The organism is Streptomyces flavidovirens DSM 40150, from assembly GCF_000429085.1.
GTDB lineage: Bacteria > Actinomycetota > Actinomycetes > Streptomycetales > Streptomycetaceae > Streptomyces > Streptomyces flavidovirens.
This window is the reverse complement of sequence record NZ_AUBE01000025.1, coordinates 1-15,582: the sequence shown is the minus strand read 5'-3', so window position 1 is coordinate 15,582 and position 15,582 is coordinate 1. Positions and strand designations below refer to the sequence as shown.

Below are 15,582 nucleotides of genomic sequence, written 5' to 3'. Positions count from 1 at the left end.
ACGTGCTCGACTGCTCAACCGCGCGCGGCGGCGAGCTCCTTGGCGGCCTCGCTCAAGTCCTTGGCGGTGTCGATGGCCCGCCAGTACGCCCCCTGCGGCAGCGGGAAGCCCGCCAGACGGCGCTCTCGCGCCAGCCGGGGGAACGTGGTGCGTTCGTGGTCACCGAGGTCCGGGAGAAGCTCTGTGAAGGCCGCTGAGAAGACGTACACGCCCGCGTTGATGAGGTAGGGCGAGGGTGGCGACTCGATGAAGTCCGTGATGTGGCCGAAGGCGTCCGTCTCGACGGCGCCCCACGGGATGCGGGGCCGGGCCAGGGCGAGGGTCGCGGTGGCGTCGCGCTCGGCGTGGAAGGCGGCCATGTCCTGGAGGGAGAAGCGCGTCCAGATGTCGCCGTTGGTCGCGTACCAGGGAAGCTCGGGGTCCGGGAGGTGCGCGGCGGCGTACTTGAGGCCGCCACCGCGGCCCAGCGGCTCGCTCTCCACCACGGTGGTGACACGCAGCGGAAGGTCGGCGCTGTCCAGCCACTCCTGGAGCACGCCGGCGAGATGGCCGCAGGAGATGACCGCGTCGGTCACGCCCTCGGCGGCGAGCCAGGCAAGCTGATGGCCGATGATCGGGGTCCCGGTCCCCGGGATCTCGACCATCGGCTTGGGGCGGTCGTCGGTGTACGGGCGCAGTCGCGAGCCCTGGCCGCCTGCCAGGACCACGGCCTGCGTCGGAGTCGTCGTCGTACGGGTCATACGGGGCACGATATGCGGCAGAACGCCGTCGGCCTCCGCTCAGCCGGTCTGCTGGGCGACGCCCGAGGCGAAGGACGTGTCGCAGACCGGCCGCGAGAACGACTGGGCGCGGGTCGGACCGTACTGGCTCACCGCGGCGCGGCCGAGCGAGCGGGCGATCGACATGCAGTGCTGGGCGAGCGAAGGACGGCGCTCGACCTCGCGCTGGAGGTGTGTGAGCGCGACGCCCGGGTCCTTCTCCTGAAGCTCCAGGAGAAGCTTGTCGCGCAGTACGTCCTGCGGAGCGCGGGACTTGGCGCGTACGTTCACTTTCTCGGAGGACGCGGTGAGCACCTGTGACTCGGATCCGCTCGTGGACCACGGGACACGGGCTACCGCGAGGGTCCCGGAGAGCACCAGGACGACGGGCAGTACGAGAGCGAGACTTCGGCCGATTCGGCGGGCTGTGTGGGTCACGCGAGTGAGCGTAGCGGGCGGTAATTATTTGGCGACATTTAGTCACCCTTACGGGGGATGGTTCGATGTCTTTTTTCGAATCGGGTGTTGACGAACACGGTTCGAAATGGCCGGTCTGCCGGGGTATTTGTCGACACCGCAGGTCCTGGCTGAAACATGGAAAAGGGACGGGAAGGGCCCCACACCTGCTTCCGGTGTGGGGCCCTCGACCCTCCGTACGCGCTGATGTCAGTCGCTTGTCAGTCGCTGAGGCGCTCGCCGGTCGACGAGGAGAAGACGTGCGTCTCGCCCGCGCGCGGCACGACGTGCAGCTCGGCGCCCTTGTCCGGTACGGCGCGGCCGTTGACGCGGACGACGAGGTCCTGGTGTGCGCCGCCGACCTGCGCGCTGCCGTACACGTAACCGTCGGCGCCGAGCTCCTCGACGACGTTGACGGTGACGGCCAGGCCGGCCGGGGCGTCGTCGGCGGTCTTGGTGAGCGACGCGGCGGCGGCGCCGTTCTGCTCGACGATGTCGAAGTGCTCGGGGCGGACGCCGACCGTGACGGTCGTGTCGCCGCGGTCGGCCGCGGCGGAGAGCGCCTCGCGCGAGACCGGGACGACGCTGTTGCCGAACTTCACGCCGCCGTCGGTGATCGGGACCTCGACGAGGTTCATGGCGGGGGAGCCGATGAAGCCGGCGACGAAGAGGTTCGCGGGGCGGTCGTACATGTTGCGCGGCGAGTCGACCTGCTGGAGCAGGCCGTCCTTCAGGACGGCGACCCGGTCGCCCATCGTCATGGCCTCGACCTGGTCGTGCGTGACGTACACGGTGGTGATGCCGAGGCGGCGCTGGAGCGACGCGATCTGCGTACGGGTCGAGACGCGGAGCTTGGCGTCGAGGTTCGACAGCGGCTCGTCCATGAGGAAGACCTGCGGCTCACGCACGATGGCGCGGCCCATCGCGACACGCTGGCGCTGACCGCCGGAGAGGGCCTTGGGCTTGCGGTCGAGGTACTCGACGAGGTCGAGGATCTTCGCGGCCTCTTCGACCTTCTTGCGGATCTCGCTCTTGTTCACGCCGGCGATCTTGAGCGCGAAGCCCATGTTGTCGGCGACGGACATGTGCGGGTACAGCGCGTAGTTCTGGAACACCATGGCGATGTCCCGGTCCTTCGGCGGCAGGTGCGTGACGTCACGCTCACCGATGCGGATGGCTCCGCCGTTGACGTCCTCAAGACCCGCGAGCATGCGCAGGGAGGTCGACTTGCCGCAGCCGGAGGGCCCGACGAGGACGAGGAACTCGCCGTCCTCGATCTCGATTTCGAGCTGGTCGACGGCGGGCTTGGTGGAGCCCGGGTAGATCCGGGTCGCCTTGTCGAACGTGACAGTGGCCATGGTGATGTTCTCCTTCACCGGCAGGAACGTGCCGGACGATCCGTTGTAAGGGAGTGGTGTAGTCCACAGGGTGAACCTGCCGTGACGCTACCTGGCGGCGCCGGTTCTGTCAGCAGCCTGGAGGCGATGGAATTCTGATGGCCCGGGGATCTGGGGGCTGTGTAGAGTGGACCAGCCTTCGCGCGCGGCTCCGACCGCGGCGCGATGCCTCCTTAGCTCAGTCCGGCCAGAGCAACGCACTTGTAATGCGTAGGTCGTCGGTTCGAATCCGACAGGGGGCTCCATCAGGGAAAACGCCCCGAACTTCGAAAGTTCGGGGCGTTTTCTGCTGCGAAGGGCTGGTCTCAGTTGCGGCCCGCCACGCGGTTGGCCGTTTTGGCTATGGGGTCCGTTTCGGTGGTGCGGCCTGCGGCTTCGCGGCGGTCCGCGGTGCGGTAGGCGGCGTACATGGCCTGGACTCCCAGCCAGCGGAAGGGCTCCGGCTCCCACTTGCGGACCTTGTGGTTGACCCAGGGGAGCGTGGTGAGGTCGGTGGGGCCGCCCTGGCCGGAGTCCTGCTGGATCAGGTCGCGCAGGGTGCGGGCGGCGAGGTTGGTCGTGGCGACGCCGCTGCCGACGTAGCCGCCCGCCCAGCCGATGCCGGTCGAGCGGTCCAGGGCGACGGTGGAGCACCAGTCGCGGGGCACGCCCAGTACGCCCGACCAGGCGTGGGCGATGGGGACGCCGGCGGCGGTGGGGAAGAAGCGGACGAGGATCTCGCGCAGGGCCTCGATGGTGGCGGGCTGGGTGCGCCCGTCGTTGTCGGTGCGCGAGCCGTAGCGGTACGGGACGCCCCGGCCGCCCAGGGCGATGCGGTCGTCGGCGGTGCGCTGGGCGTACATGTAGGCGTGGGCCATGTCGCCGAGGGTTTCGCGGCCGTCCCAGCCGATGGTCTCCCATACGGAGGCGGGGATCGGCTCGGTCACGATCATCGAGGAGTTCATGGGGAGCCAGGTGCGGCGCTGGCCCTTGAGGCCCGCCGTGAAGCCCTCGGTGCAGCGCAGGATGTACGGGGCGCGGACCGTGCCGTACGGGGTCACGGCGTGCTTGGGCTTGATCTCCGTGACGGGTGTTGATTCGTGGATCGTCACGCCAAGGGACTCCACCGCCGTGGCCAGCCCCTTGAGGAGCTTGACCGGGTGCAGGCGGGCGCCGTGCGGGGTCCAGGTGGAGCCGACGGCGCCGGTCACGCGGATGCGTTCGGCGGTCTCGCGGGCGCCGTGGAGGGTGCGTTCCTTCTCGCCGAAGGCGATCTCGGCGGCGTGGAAGTGCTTGAGGCGGGAGAGCTGGGCGGGGGTGTAGGCGACTTCGAGTACGCCGCCGTGGTGGATGTCGGCGTCGATGTTCTCGGCGGCGGCGGTGTGGATGACCTCGGTGACCGTGTCGTTCATCGCCTGCTGGAGACGGACGGCGGCGTCGTGGCCGTGGAGCTTGGCGTAGCGGTCGCGGCCCGCGATGCCGTTGTAGAGCCAGCCGCCGTTGCGGCCGGAGGCGCCGTAGCCGCAGAACTTCGCTTCCAGCACGGTGATGTTGAGGAAGGGAACGGCCTTTTTGAGGTAGTACGCCGTCCACAGGCCGGTGTAGCCGCCGCCGACGATGCAGACGTCGGCCGTCGCGTCGCCGGGCAGGGGCTCACGGGGGTCGGGTATGCCTTCGTTCGCGTACCAGTAGGAGATGCCGCCGTTGACGGTGCTCATGGTGTCTGATGCCCCTGCGTTCGTTTCGTTGCGCTGCTGATCAGTGGTGGTGGCGCGGACGGTAGCGGGCGGGAGTGGGGTGCGGCAATGGCGGGGCCGGTGGGTGCGGTGACGGGCGGTCGTAGGATCCGGGGCGTGATCGAGATTCCGGAAGCTTTGGCCATGACCCAGGAGGAGATCAACGGTGCGGCGGGGCGGGCGTGGATCGCCGCGCTGCCGCGGGAGGCGGCGGCGTATCTGGAGCGGTGGCGGCTTCGGCTCACCGGGCCTTCGATGCACGGCGCGGTCTCGCTCGTCCTGCCGGTGGAGCGGGCCGACGGGACGCCCGGTGCGCTCAAGCTCCAGCTCCTGGACGAGGAGACCGAGGGGGAGGCCGCCGCGCTGCGGGCGTGGGACGGGGACGGCGTCGTACGGCTGCTGGAGCACGACGAGGTGAGTGGCGCCATGCTGCTGGAGCGGCTGGACGCCGGCCGGCACCTGTCGGTGCTGCCGGACACCATGGCGGCGGTCCAGGTGCTCGCCGGGCTGCTGGTGCGGCTGAACGCGGTGGCCGCGCCCGAGGGCGTACGCCGCCTGGGGGACATCGCGCAGGAGATGCTCGACGACGTACCGCAGGCGCTGCGGGCGCTGGCGGATCCGGCGGAACGGCGGCTGCTGGAGCGGTGTGCGGGGGCGGTGCGGGAGGTCGCGGGGGAGGCGGGCGGGCAACTGCTCCACTGGGACCTGCACTACGAGAACGTGCTGGCGCCGCTGCCGGGTTCGGGGCGCGATGAGCCGTGGGTGGTGATCGATCCGAAGCCGCTGGCCGGTGATCCGGGGTTCGAGTTGTTGCCGGCGCTGGTGAACCGGTTCGAGATCTCTCAGGTGCTGCCGCGTTTTGACCTGATGACGGATGTGCTGGGGCTGGACCGGGAGCGGGCGCGGGCGTGGACGCTCGGGCGCGTACTGCAGAACAGTCTCTGGGACTTGGAGGACGAGGAGGAGGGGGAGGGCGAGCTGTCGGGGGAGCAGGCGGCGGTCGCGCGGGCATTGCTTAGGCTGCGGGGATGATTCGTAACGCCACGCCGGCCGATGTCCCCGTTATTCACGCGATGGTCCGCGAACTCGCGGAGTACGAGAAGGCGTTGCACGAGGCGCGCGCCAGTGAGGAGCAACTGCGCGACGCGCTCTTCGGGGAGCGCCCGGCGGCGTACGCGCACATCGCGGAGACGCAGGACGGGGAGGTCGCGGGCTTCGCGCTGTGGTTCTTGAACTTTTCCACCTGGCGTGGAGTGCACGGGATTTACCTGGAGGACTTGTACGTGCGGCCTTCGCGGCGCGGGGGCGGGTACGGGAAGGCGCTGCTGGCCTCGTTGGCGCGGATCTGTGTCGAGCGGGGGTACGAGCGGCTCGAGTGGTCCGTCCTGGACTGGAATGAGCCGTCGATCAACTTCTACCGGTCGCTGGGCGCGCTGCCGCAGGACGAGTGGACGGTGTACCGGCTGACGGATGACGCGCTGGCGAAGCTGGGCCGGTAGGCCGGTCTTGTGCTGGGGGTGGCGGCCCGACCCCTGTGCGGGCCGCCGGCCGGCGGTGGGTTTTACGGTACGAGGACGACCTTGCCCATCGTGCCGCGCGTCTCCAGGGCGCGGTGGGCGGCGGCCGCCTGCGCCAGGGGGTAGCGCTGGACCGCCGGGACCAGGCGGCCGGCCGCCGCTTCGGCGAGGGCGCGGGTCTCCAGGGTCCGGACGGGGTTGTCGCCGCCCGCTTTGCCGAGCATCGCCGGGCCGAGTACGCCCTCGGAGGTGATGCCGCGCTCGGCGAGCTCCTCGTCGGTGAAGGTCAGCGGGGAGCCGTCGTGCAGGCCGTCCGACGACCAGCCGAAGACGATGTGCTTTCCGCCTTTGCCGAGGAGGTCCACGGCGGCGCGGCCGGTGTCTCCGCCCACCGAGTCGAAGACGAGGGTGGCCGCGCCGTCGCCGAGGAACTCGCGTACCCGCTCGGGCCAGTCGGGCAGCTTGTAGTCGACGGCGAGGTCGGCGCCGTTGTCCTGTACGCGGGCGACCTTGGCGGGGCCGCCGGCCAGGCCGATGACGGTGCCTCCGGCGTTCTTCACGTACTGGACGAGGAGTGTGCCGATGCCGCCGGCGGCGGCCGGGACGATGGCTACGGTGTCGGCCGTCACCTCGGCGAACTGGAGGATGCCCATGGTGGTGCGGCCCGTACCGATCATGGCGACGGCCTGGGCCTCGTCGAGGTTCTCCGGGATGTCCTGGAGGCGTTCGGCTTCGGTGACGGCCAGTTCGGCGTAACCGCCGGGGTGCATGCCGAGGTGGACGACGACGCGCTTGCCGAGCCACGACGGGTCGGTGCCCTCGCCGAGCGACTCGACCGTGCCGGCGACCTCGCGACCGGGGATGGTGGGCAGCTCGGCGGGGGCGGGGAAGGGGCCCGGCAATCCCTCGCGCAGGGCGGTGTCGAGCAGGTGCACGCCGGCCGCGGCGACGGCGATGCGGACCTGGCCGGGGCCGGGGACGGGGTCGTCGGTCTGCTCGTACGTGAGGTTCTCGGCGGGGCCGTAGGCGTGAAGACGGATCGCGTGCATGGCGGGCTCCTCGGAGGGTGCTGGGCTTCTGTGGTGCGACCGGGCGGTGCTTCGGTGGCTGTGGTGCGACAGGCCCAGGCTCACGCCTCAAGCGCGGTTGAGGTCAAGCCCTTCGCGGCCGGTGATCCTTTTGGTTCTCAGCGCGAGGGCCGCCGCCTCCAGGCCGCTGTTGAAGGCGACTTCCGCCAGCAGGCCCGGCGCCGCCACCTGGTCGCCCGCGAGGAACACGCCGTCGCCCCGGTTGACGGCGGGGCGGTCCCGCCAGGTGGTGCCGGGCCGGTCGAGTGCGCCCGTACGGCCCGCTGCCAGCACCTCGCGCCGCCAGGTGACGCGCTCACGCCAGCCGGGGAAGCCGAGGTCGAGCAGGCGCTCGGCACGCGTGATGCCGTCCGCCTTGGCCTCTTCCGGGGCGATCGGGAACTGGCTCTGGACGAGCTGTTCACCGGCCGGGGCGAGGGTGGGGTCCTGGGCGGTGAACCGTTCGATCCAGCCGGGCGCCTGGAGGTCGGAGATGACGAACGGGTCGCCCTTGCGCGCCCTGACGGCCAGGTCGAGCAGCACGGTACGCCCGCTGTCCCAGGCCAGGGTGGGGTCGCCGAGCAGCCGGCGGGCTGCTTGTAGGGACGTGGCGACGATCACCGGGCCCCCGTTGTCGGGCAGGGTGGTGACGCGGTGCGTCATCTCGATCCGTACGCCGAGATTCCAGGCCCGCGAGGCCATCCGGTCGACGACCGAGGCCCAGCCGCCGCGCGGGTAGTGCGCCTCCGGCGGCAGTGTGACGACGCGCCGCAGCCGCTCCTGCACGAAGCGGGCGGACAGGGAGCCGGGGTCGTGGTGGAAGAGGGCGACCGCGATGTGGTTCGCCGCCGCGCGTGCCCCGGCCTCGCCCACCTCGGCGGTGGCCCAGGTGAGGAAGTCGGTGTCCACGGGGGCCTTCTCGGTGGAGCGCAGGCCCAGCCGCACCATGGCGAGCGGCGGGGTCCTGCGCAGGGCGCCGCCCCGGTGGAAGCGGAAGCGGGCGCCTTCGAGGGGAGGCACGGCCATGACGGGGCCGAGCAGGTCGCGCTGTTTGAGCCAGGCCCAGAGCGGGCCGCCGTTGTAGAGGGCGTGCGGGCCCTCGTTCGTCTTGTACGGTCCCTCGGCGGTGCGGGCTCGTCCGCCGAGGGTGTGGTGCGCCTCGTACAGGGTCACCTTGGCGCCCGATTCGGCCGCCGTGACGGCCGCGGTGAGTCCGGCCACGCCGCCCCCGATGACAGTGATGTGGTGCCGCATCTCTCCGGGTCTCCTTGCCGTCGTCGGTCGCTCTCGTGGGTGGTGACGGACGGCGGGTCGCGGATGTGACATCGGGGCCGGGGGATGGGTTGGGGGGGACTGTCAGTGGGGTGGTCCAGCATGGGGGGATGGCACGGAACACGAGCACCCCCGCGCACGCGAAGACGAAGCAGCCCCGCGCCGTACGCCCCGTACGGCGCCCAGAGGTGCGGCTGCCGCCGCTCGCGCCGTTCGGTCCCGGCGAGCTGGAGTCCGAGGGGGACTACGACGGTCTGGAGCTGCGTGAGCTGGACCTGGCCGGCCAGGAGGCGCGCGGCGCCCGCTTCATGGACTGCGGCCTGTACGGCGTCGCGCTGGACGAGACGAGGCTGAGCCGGGCGCGCGTCATGGATTCGGTGCTGCACGGGGTGCGGGGTGTGGGCACCGACCTGGCCGAGGCGTCACTGCGTGACGTGGAGGTGATCGACGCCCGGCTCGGCGGGGTCCAGCTGCACGGGTCGTCGCTGGAGCGGGTGCTGGTGCGGGGCGGGAAGATCGACTACCTGAATCTGCGCAGGGCGCGGCTGAAGGACGTCGTCTTCGAGGGGTGCGTGCTGGTCGAGCCGGACTTCGGCGGGGCGCGCCTGGAGCGGGTGGAGTTCCGCGACTGTGTGCTGCGGCGGGCGGACTTCAGCTCGGTGACGATGGCCGACGTAGACCTGCGTACGGTCGCGGAACTGGACATCGCGCGGGGCGTGGACCGGCTGGCGGGATCGGTGATCAGCCCGTCCCAACTCCTTGAGCTGGCACCGGCGTTCGCGGCGCAGATAGGGGTGCGGGTGGTGAGTCCGGGGGAGTAGGGGCCGGGAGGGGCCCCGCCCCGGCGTCCTGCGCGCGGGCCAGCGCCTGGCCTCGCGGACCCGGCGCCTCCACCCGACCACCCTGCCGGGACCCGGCCACGTCGGCCGCCGCCACGACATGGTCCTTGGGGACCACCACCACAGTCGTGTCGGTGCGGAGAGGGATCTGCCTGTACGCCGCTGCGATCTAGGAGGGCATGCGGGGGAAGCGGGCTTGGAGGTCCCAGATCGCCGGGTTGTCGGCGAGGCCGTCGTGCATGTCGGTGAGGTCCGCGATCAGATCGTGCAGGAAGTCGCGGGCCTCGCGGCGCAGCAGCCGGTGGCTGAAGGTGATCGGGGGCTCCTCGACCGGCATCCAGTCGGCCGCGATGTCGACCCACCCGAAGCGGCGCTCGAAGAGCATCCGGTCCGTCGACTCGGTGAAGTCCAGCTCGGCGAACTGCGGCTTGGCGGAGCGGCTGCCGCGCGGGTCCTGGTCGAGCTGCTCGACGATGTCGCACAGGGCCCACGCGAAGTCGAGCACGGGCACCCATCCCCAGGCTGTGGATACTTCCCGGTCCGCCTTGGTGTCGGCGAGGTAGACGTCCCCGCAGAAAAGGTCGTGCCGCAGGTCGTGGACGCCGGCGCGCCGGTAGTCGGTCTGCGGGGGGTCGGGGAAGCGGCGGGAGAGGGAGTAGCCGATGTCGAGCACGTAGTCGATGGTGTCACGTCCGCCGGGTGGGCCTGTCCCGCCGGTGAACGGTTCGGGTTCCGGTGCCCGAAAGCGGCCCGCGCCGGGGCCGCCGCTCCGCACGGAAGGGTGCCCCCGCAGGCCGCCGCTACGGCAGCAGGCGCTGTTCCTTCGCCACCGCTACCGCGCCCGATCTCGTGTCCACGCCCAGCTTGGCGTAGATGCGGCCCAGGTGGGTCTTCACCGTCGCCTCGCTGATGAACAGCGCGCGGGCGATCTCCCGGTTGCCCAGGCCGTGTGCAAGCTGCCGCAGGATGTCCGTTTCCCGTTCCGTCAGTGCCGGACGGGCCGCGCCGCGCATGCGGTCCATGACGCGGCTTGCGACCGGTGGGGACAGCGTCGTGCGGCCCTGGGCGGCCGAGCGGATCGCGGTGAAGAGTTCCTCCGGGCGTTCCGCCTTGAGCAGGTAGCCCGTCGCGCCGGCCTCGATGGCCCGTGTGATGTCCGCGTCCGTGTCGTACGTCGTGAGGACGAGGACGTGGACGCCGGTCGGGGCGATGCGGCGGGTGGCCTCGACGCCGTCGATGCCCGTACCCAACTGAAGGTCCATCAGGACCACGTCCGGGCCCAGCTTGGCGGCCAGCGCCACCGCCTCCTCGCCGCTGCCCGCCTCCCCGACGACCTCGATGTCCGGTTCGCTGCCCAGCAGGGCGAGCAGTCCGGCGCGTACGACCACGTGGTCGTCGCAGAGCAGGATGCGTACCGCACGCGCCGGACGCGCCGGGGCCGGATTCATGACGGGGGCTCCAGGGGGATCGCGGCGGAGAGCACGGTGCCCTCGCCGGGGGCCGACTCGATCGTCAGGGTGCCGCCGAGCTGGCGTACGCGGGCGCGTATCGCGGGCAGACCGTGGCCGCGTACGCCGGGCGAGGCGGCCGGGGCCGGGGCCGGGGCTTGGGCGAAGCCCGTGCCGTCGTCGGCGATGTCCAGGACCACCTGGTCGTCCAGGTACGTCAGCGTCAGCGCCGCCGTCCGCGCGTTCGCGTGTTCTCGTACGTTCGCCAGCGCGCCCTGCGCGATCCGCAGCAGCGCCGACTGCACCCGGTCCGGCAGGCCGGCGACCGGCGCCCCGTCCACCCGGAACGCGGCGGACTCCCGCGCGGCGAGCTTGCGCAGCGCCTCCTCCAGGCTGCCGCCCCCGGCCAGGTCGGCCGGGGCCAGGTCGTGGACGAAGCGGCGCGCCTCGGCGAGGTTGTGCTCCGCGATGGACTCGGCGGTACGGACATGCCGGCGGGCGGTCTCCGGGTCCGCGTCCCACTGCCGGTCCGCCGCCTGGAGCAGCATCTGCTGGCTGGACAGGCCCTGGGCGAGGGTGTCGTGGATCTCCATGGAGAGGCGCTGGCGCTCGGCGAGCGTTCCCTCGCGCCGCTCGGTGGCGGCCAGTTCCCGGCGCGTACGGATCAGGTCGTCGATGAGCGCCCGCTGCCGCGCGGCCTGCCGCTGCATGCAGAGGAAGACGGCGGTCGCGACCGTCGCCACGGCGGGCGGCGCCAGCACCAGGTTGGGGTCGAAGCCGCCGTGGGCGAGCTGGAGCTGCGCGGCGACGACGAACGCGGTGAGCACGCCCACGAGGACGAGTGCGGCGCGGGAGGGGAGCGTACGCAGCCCGGTGTAGAAGAGCGGCACCGCGCACCACGCGAAGCTCGGCGCCAGGACCACGAGCACCATCCAGACGGCGACGACGCCGCCCAGCCAGGCCAGCCGGCGAGGGGCGGGGCGGGTGGCTCCGGGGGCGGTGGGGCCGAGGACCGGCCCGAGTACGTACAGCAGTGCCAGCGTGATGCTCAGCGCGATGATCCACGGGGTGCGGGCCTCGCCGGGGTGCCGCAGCAGGAACCGGGTTAGCGAGGCGCCGAGCAGCAGGAAGAACGCCACGTGCATCACGGGGGCGAGCCAGCGGGCGTCGGGGTCCGGCTGCTGCGGCCGCTCCTCCGGCTGGTGCTGCTGCTGCCGGGCCGGGGCCTGCGCCTGGTCGTAGCCGTGCTCCTGCTCCTGGTCGTGCCGCACCGTTCGCTCCTCGCCGGCCTGCGCCTACGTCCCCATGGTGGCCCGCAGGGACCAGAGCCGCATCAACCGATCGGCTGACGGGGAGGTCGTCCGTCCCGCACCCCGTATGCAGCCGGTACGCCGACGGTACGGGCCCGGAGGTGGCCGGAGGATCGATGGCAGAGCCGGGTGGGGCGGAAGCACACCCCACCGGGCCCCACTCGAAACCTCCCCCTTCCCAGGAGTTCGCCATGAAGCTTTCGCTGCGCACCCGTGTCCTGACCGGCGCCGTCGCCGCTGCCGCCCTCAGCGCCGGCACCTTCGGCGCGATGTCCGCCAACGCCACCGAGCCCGCCGCCGCCCCGGCGGCCGCCGTCACGGCAGACCCGGCGAACAAGAACCTCCAGCAGTCCACCCACCTGACCGTCGCCGCCGCCACCGAGGCCGCGCAGGCCGCACTGGACGCCGCCGAGGACGAGAACCAGCGCGTCACCGTCGCCGTCGTCGACCGCAACGGCAACACCGTCGTCACGCTGCGCGGCGACGGAGCCGGCCCGCAGTCGTACGAGTCCGCCCAGCGCAAGGCCTACACCGCCGTCTCCTGGAACGCGCCCACCTCCGAGCTGGCCAAGCGCCTCGCCCAGGCCCCGAACCTGAAGGACATCCCCGGCACGCTGTTCCTCGCGGGCGGCGCCCCGGTGCGGGTCAAGGGCGCCCCGATCGCGGGCATCGGGGTGGCGGGCGCGCCGAGCGGCGACCTGGACGAGAAGTTCGCGCAGGCGGGCGTCGCGGCGCTGGGCAAGTAGGCAGGCCGGCGACGGGACTCCGGGTGGGCGGCACAATCCGCGCATAGGATCATCTGTGTGGACCAATGGACCCGCGTACGCCGCACAGTTCCCGTCGTCGCCACCCTGCTCGCACTCACCTCGTGCACGAGTTTCGGCGGCCTCGGCGGCGTCCAGGGCACACCGGGTGCGTCGGGCGTACGCGACCCGTACTTCCCGAGGCTCGGCAACGGCGGATACGACGTACAGCACTACTCCCTGACCCTCGACTACACGCCCCGCGACACGGGCGGTGAGGACCACACCGGCACCGCCCGCACCCGCCCCGCCGGCCGGCTCACCGGTACCGCCGAGATCACCGCCCGCGCCACCCAGGACCTGAGCGCCTTCAACCTCGACCTCCACGGCCTGCAAGTGTCGTCCGTGACCGTGGGGGGAGCCGAGGCCGCCGTCAGCCGCGCGGGCAACGAGCTGACGCTGCGCCCCGAGAGCGACCTGACCGACGGCGAGACGTTCACCACCGTCGTCCGCTACTCCGGCACCCCCGCCACCCTCGTCGACGCCGACGACTCGGACGAGGGCTGGCTGACGACCGTGGACGGTGCGGTCGCGCTCGGGCAGCCGAGCGGGTCCATGGCGTGGTTCCCCGGCAACCACCACCCGAGCGACAAGGCGTCGTACGACATCACGGTCACCGTCCCCGAGGGCCTGAAGGCCGTCTCCAACGGCGAGTTGAAGAGCGAGCGACGCACGCCGGGCGGCCGAACCGCCTTCGCGTGGCACAGTGGCGAGCCGATGGCCAGCTACCTCGCCACCGTCGCCATCGGCGCGTACGAGACGAAGACTTCGCGCACCCCGTCGGGCGTGCCGGTGTACACGGCCGTGGACCCGGCTGTCGCGACGAGCAGCGCGAAGGCCCTGGCCACCGTCCCGCGAGTGATGGAGTGGGGTGTGCGGAAGTTCGGCCCGTACCCCTTCTCCTCCACCGGGGCGATCGTGGAGCGCGGCAACGACTCCGAGTACGCCCTGGAGACCCAGACCAAGCCGGTCTTCCCCGGAGCGCCCGACCAGGGCCTGCTCGTCCACGAGCTCGCGCACCAGTGGTTCGGCGACTCGGTCACGCCCGAGTCCTGGCGGGACATGTGGCTCAACGAGGGGTTCGCGACGTATGCGGAATGGCTGTGGGCGGAGGACTTCGACCACATTCCCGCAGACGCCAGCTTCGCGCGGGCCTTCAGCGAGCAGGCCAACTGGGCTTTCCCGCCCGCCGATCCGCCCACCGCGGCAGACATCTCGGACGAACCGGTCTACGGGCGTGGCGCGATGGTGATTCACAAGATCCGTGAAGCGGTGGGCGACGACGCCTTCTACGACATCGTGCGGGGCTGGACCGCCGCACACCGCCATGGCAACGCGTCGACGGACGACTTCACGGCGTACGTCGAGAAGAAGTCCGGCAAGGACTTGACGAACCTGTGGGACGCCTGGCTCTACGGCGAGGACAAGCCACGTACCGCAGCGGCGGCGCACCAACCCGCCGACGCGGCAGGGCCCCGGCCGTAGCCGGGGCCCTGCTCACTCAGCGGCTCGAAAGCAGCGTCAGACGTTGACGCCGAAGTCCGACGCGATGCCCGTCAGGCCGGACGCGTAACCCTGGCCGACCGCGCGGAACTTCCACTCCGCGCCGTTGCGGTAGAGCTCGCCGAAGACCATCGCGGTCTCCGTGGCGGCGTCCTCGCTCAGGTCGTAGCGGGCGATCTCGGCGCCACCGGCCTGGTTGACGATGCGGATGTACGCGTTGCGCACCTGGCCGAAGTTCTGACTGCGGGTCACCGCGTCGTAGATCGAGACCGGGAAGACGATCTTGTCGACGTCGGCCGGCAGCCCCGCCAGGTTGACGTTGATCGCCTCGTCGTCGCCCGCGCCCTCACCACTGCGGTTGTCCCCGGTGTGGACGATGGTCTGGTCCGGCGTCGACTTGTTGTTGAAGAAGACGAAGTGACTGTCGGAGTACACCTTGCCGGTCGGGTTGACCGCGATCGCGGACGCGTCGAGGTCGAAGTCGGTACCGGTGGTCGTACGGACGTCCCAGCCGAGGCCGACCGTGACGGCGGTCAGGCCCGGGGCCTCCTTGGTGAGCGAGACGTTGCCGCCCTTGGACAGACTTACAGCCATCGGGATGTCCTCTTCCTTGAAGTCGTGCGGGCCGGTCGGACCCGTGGGGTCCGAAGCTACCGTCACCCGCTCCAACGCCGACAGGCCGCCGCAAGGTTCCAGGACTCCACGGAAAAGTGGGTGACGAGATGCCCGCGAGCACGGGATCATTGGACGCATGTCCGGGCCTCATGTCATTCGCGGTGCCGTCTCCCTGCCGGAGGCGGAGCTCACGTGGCGTTTCTCCAGGTCCTCAGGGCCCGGCGGCCAGCACGTCAACACCACCGACTCACAGGTGGAACTCCGCTTCGACCTCGCGCGGACCGAAGCGCTGCCCCCCGTCTGGAAGGAACGCGCACTGGAGCGGCTCGCCTCCCGGCTGGTGAGTGGCGTCATCGCCGTACGGTCGTCCGAGCACCGCTCCCAGTGGCGCAACCGCGAGACCGCACTCGTCCGCATGACGGCCCTACTCGCCGAGGCGACCGCCCCGCCGCCCAAGCCGCGCAGGGCCAAGAAGATCCCCCGCGGCATCAACGAGCGCCGCCTGCGCAACAAGAAGGCGCGCAGCGAGACCAAGCGCGGCCGTTCGGGCGGCTGGGACTAGTACTCCAGTTGCACTTTGCTATTGCCGCTGGTCAAAGGCTTGTTTTCGAGTGTAGCGAGCTGACTGTCCGCCATGTTGCCGGAGTTCGTGATGCGGGGTGCGGCGTTGGTAGTGACAGCGTTCGGCGGTGGCCTGGTGGCTGCGCCGGAAGCGGGACCATCTCAGGGCGTGCTGTGTGCGCTGACGGTGACCTGTTCCAGGGCGGCAAGCTGCCATGAGCTTGCGGATCTCCGCCAGGCTGAGCGGGACGAGGAAAGATCCGTTTCTGCGGCCCCCCTTTCAGTGATGCTGGCGGCAGCCATGGCGGCGAGGAAGGCGTG

At 71.2% G+C, this 15,582-nt stretch carries 17 protein-coding genes and 1 tRNA gene; 8 read left to right on the top strand and 10 right to left on the bottom strand.

Annotation, left to right across the window (positions count from 1 at the left end; all coding sequences use genetic code 11):
* Nucleotides 1-14: 14 nt before the first annotated feature.
* The 3 genes from G412_RS0125750 to G412_RS0125740 form a co-directional block, all read right to left on the bottom strand.
* Complete coding sequence (locus tag G412_RS0125750) at nt 15-740, bottom strand: nucleotidyltransferase family protein (RefSeq protein WP_028814601.1); 726 nt, start codon at nt 738-740, stop codon at nt 15-17.
* Nucleotides 741-779: 39 nt separating this feature from the next.
* A complete protein-coding gene (locus tag G412_RS0125745; RefSeq protein WP_028814600.1) occupies nt 780-1,196 on the bottom strand; it encodes a membrane protein in 417 nt (138 codons plus the stop codon).
* A gap of 239 nt (nt 1,197-1,435) precedes the next feature.
* On the bottom strand, nt 1,436-2,572 hold the full coding sequence (locus G412_RS0125740; protein ID WP_028814599.1) for an ABC transporter ATP-binding protein: 1,137 nt from the start codon (nt 2,570-2,572) through the stop codon (nt 1,436-1,438).
* 206 nt (nt 2,573-2,778) lie between these two features.
* On the opposite strand from G412_RS0125740, the gene G412_RS0125735 reads away from it, so the two are divergent.
* Nucleotides 2,779-2,856 (top strand) — tRNA-Thr (locus G412_RS0125735).
* A gap of 60 nt (nt 2,857-2,916) precedes the next feature.
* On the opposite strand, the gene G412_RS0125730 is transcribed toward G412_RS0125735, so the two are convergent.
* A complete protein-coding gene (locus G412_RS0125730; RefSeq protein WP_028814598.1) occupies nt 2,917-4,308 on the bottom strand; it encodes an NAD(P)/FAD-dependent oxidoreductase in 1,392 nt (463 codons plus the stop codon).
* 87 nt (nt 4,309-4,395) lie between these two features.
* Here G412_RS0125730 and G412_RS0125725 point away from each other — a divergent pair, with 87 nt between their 5' ends.
* Nucleotides 4,396-5,358, top strand: coding sequence for an aminoglycoside phosphotransferase family protein (locus tag G412_RS0125725; protein WP_208857934.1), 963 nt, complete (start codon nt 4,396-4,398; stop codon nt 5,356-5,358).
* Entirely contained in the window at nt 5,355-5,825 is a 471-nt protein-coding gene (locus G412_RS0125720) for a GNAT family N-acetyltransferase (RefSeq protein ID WP_037649894.1), read from the top strand. Before G412_RS0125725 ends, G412_RS0125720 begins: the two co-directional genes overlap by 4 nt.
* A gap of 62 nt (nt 5,826-5,887) precedes the next feature.
* Here G412_RS0125720 and G412_RS0125715 read toward each other — a convergent pair whose 3' ends face one another.
* Entirely contained in the window at nt 5,888-6,892 is a 1,005-nt protein-coding gene (locus G412_RS0125715) for a zinc-binding dehydrogenase (RefSeq protein ID WP_028814595.1), read from the bottom strand.
* Between the two features lie 87 nt (nt 6,893-6,979).
* Entirely contained in the window at nt 6,980-8,164 is a 1,185-nt protein-coding gene (locus G412_RS0125710) for a phytoene desaturase family protein (RefSeq protein WP_028814594.1), read from the bottom strand.
* A 128-nt stretch (nt 8,165-8,292) separates the two neighbouring features.
* Here G412_RS0125710 and G412_RS35965 point away from each other — a divergent pair, with 128 nt between their 5' ends.
* Entirely contained in the window at nt 8,293-9,003 is a 711-nt protein-coding gene (locus tag G412_RS35965) for a pentapeptide repeat-containing protein (RefSeq protein WP_051338610.1), read from the top strand.
* A gap of 187 nt (nt 9,004-9,190) precedes the next feature.
* On the opposite strand, the gene G412_RS0125700 is transcribed toward G412_RS35965, so the two are convergent.
* From G412_RS0125700 to G412_RS35960, 3 genes are all read right to left on the bottom strand, one after another.
* The gene (locus G412_RS0125700) at nt 9,191-9,694 is read right to left on the bottom strand and encodes a hypothetical protein (RefSeq protein ID WP_028814593.1); all 504 of its coding nucleotides are present in this window, start codon (nt 9,692-9,694) and stop codon (nt 9,191-9,193) included.
* Nucleotides 9,695-9,821: 127 nt separating this feature from the next.
* Complete coding sequence (locus tag G412_RS0125695; RefSeq protein WP_028814592.1) at nt 9,822-10,469, bottom strand: response regulator; 648 nt, start codon at nt 10,467-10,469, stop codon at nt 9,822-9,824.
* Entirely contained in the window at nt 10,466-11,614 is a 1,149-nt protein-coding gene (locus tag G412_RS35960) for a sensor histidine kinase (RefSeq protein WP_051338613.1), read from the bottom strand. The genes G412_RS0125695 and G412_RS35960 overlap by 4 nt, the downstream gene beginning before the upstream one ends.
* 356 nt (nt 11,615-11,970) lie before the next feature.
* Here G412_RS35960 and G412_RS0125685 point away from each other — a divergent pair, with 356 nt between their 5' ends.
* Together G412_RS0125685 and G412_RS35955 are read left to right on the top strand one after the other, a co-directional pair.
* A complete protein-coding gene (locus G412_RS0125685; protein WP_028814591.1) occupies nt 11,971-12,525 on the top strand; it encodes a GlcG/HbpS family heme-binding protein in 555 nt (184 codons plus the stop codon).
* Between the two features lie 57 nt (nt 12,526-12,582).
* Nucleotides 12,583-14,067, top strand: a complete 1,485-nt coding sequence (locus G412_RS35955) for a M1 family metallopeptidase (protein ID WP_051338609.1) — start codon at nt 12,583-12,585, stop codon at nt 14,065-14,067.
* Between the two features lie 36 nt (nt 14,068-14,103).
* On the opposite strand, the gene G412_RS0125675 is transcribed toward G412_RS35955, so the two are convergent.
* Complete coding sequence (locus G412_RS0125675; RefSeq protein ID WP_028814590.1) at nt 14,104-14,679, bottom strand: TerD family protein; 576 nt, start codon at nt 14,677-14,679, stop codon at nt 14,104-14,106.
* A gap of 157 nt (nt 14,680-14,836) precedes the next feature.
* On the opposite strand from G412_RS0125675, the gene arfB reads away from it, so the two are divergent.
* Complete coding sequence (gene arfB, locus G412_RS0125670; RefSeq protein WP_028814589.1) at nt 14,837-15,262, top strand: alternative ribosome rescue aminoacyl-tRNA hydrolase ArfB; 426 nt, start codon at nt 14,837-14,839, stop codon at nt 15,260-15,262.
* A 72-nt stretch (nt 15,263-15,334) separates the two neighbouring features.
* On the top strand, nt 15,335-15,582 hold a 248-nt coding region (locus tag G412_RS40565), incomplete at its 3' end, for a hypothetical protein (RefSeq protein ID WP_208857933.1).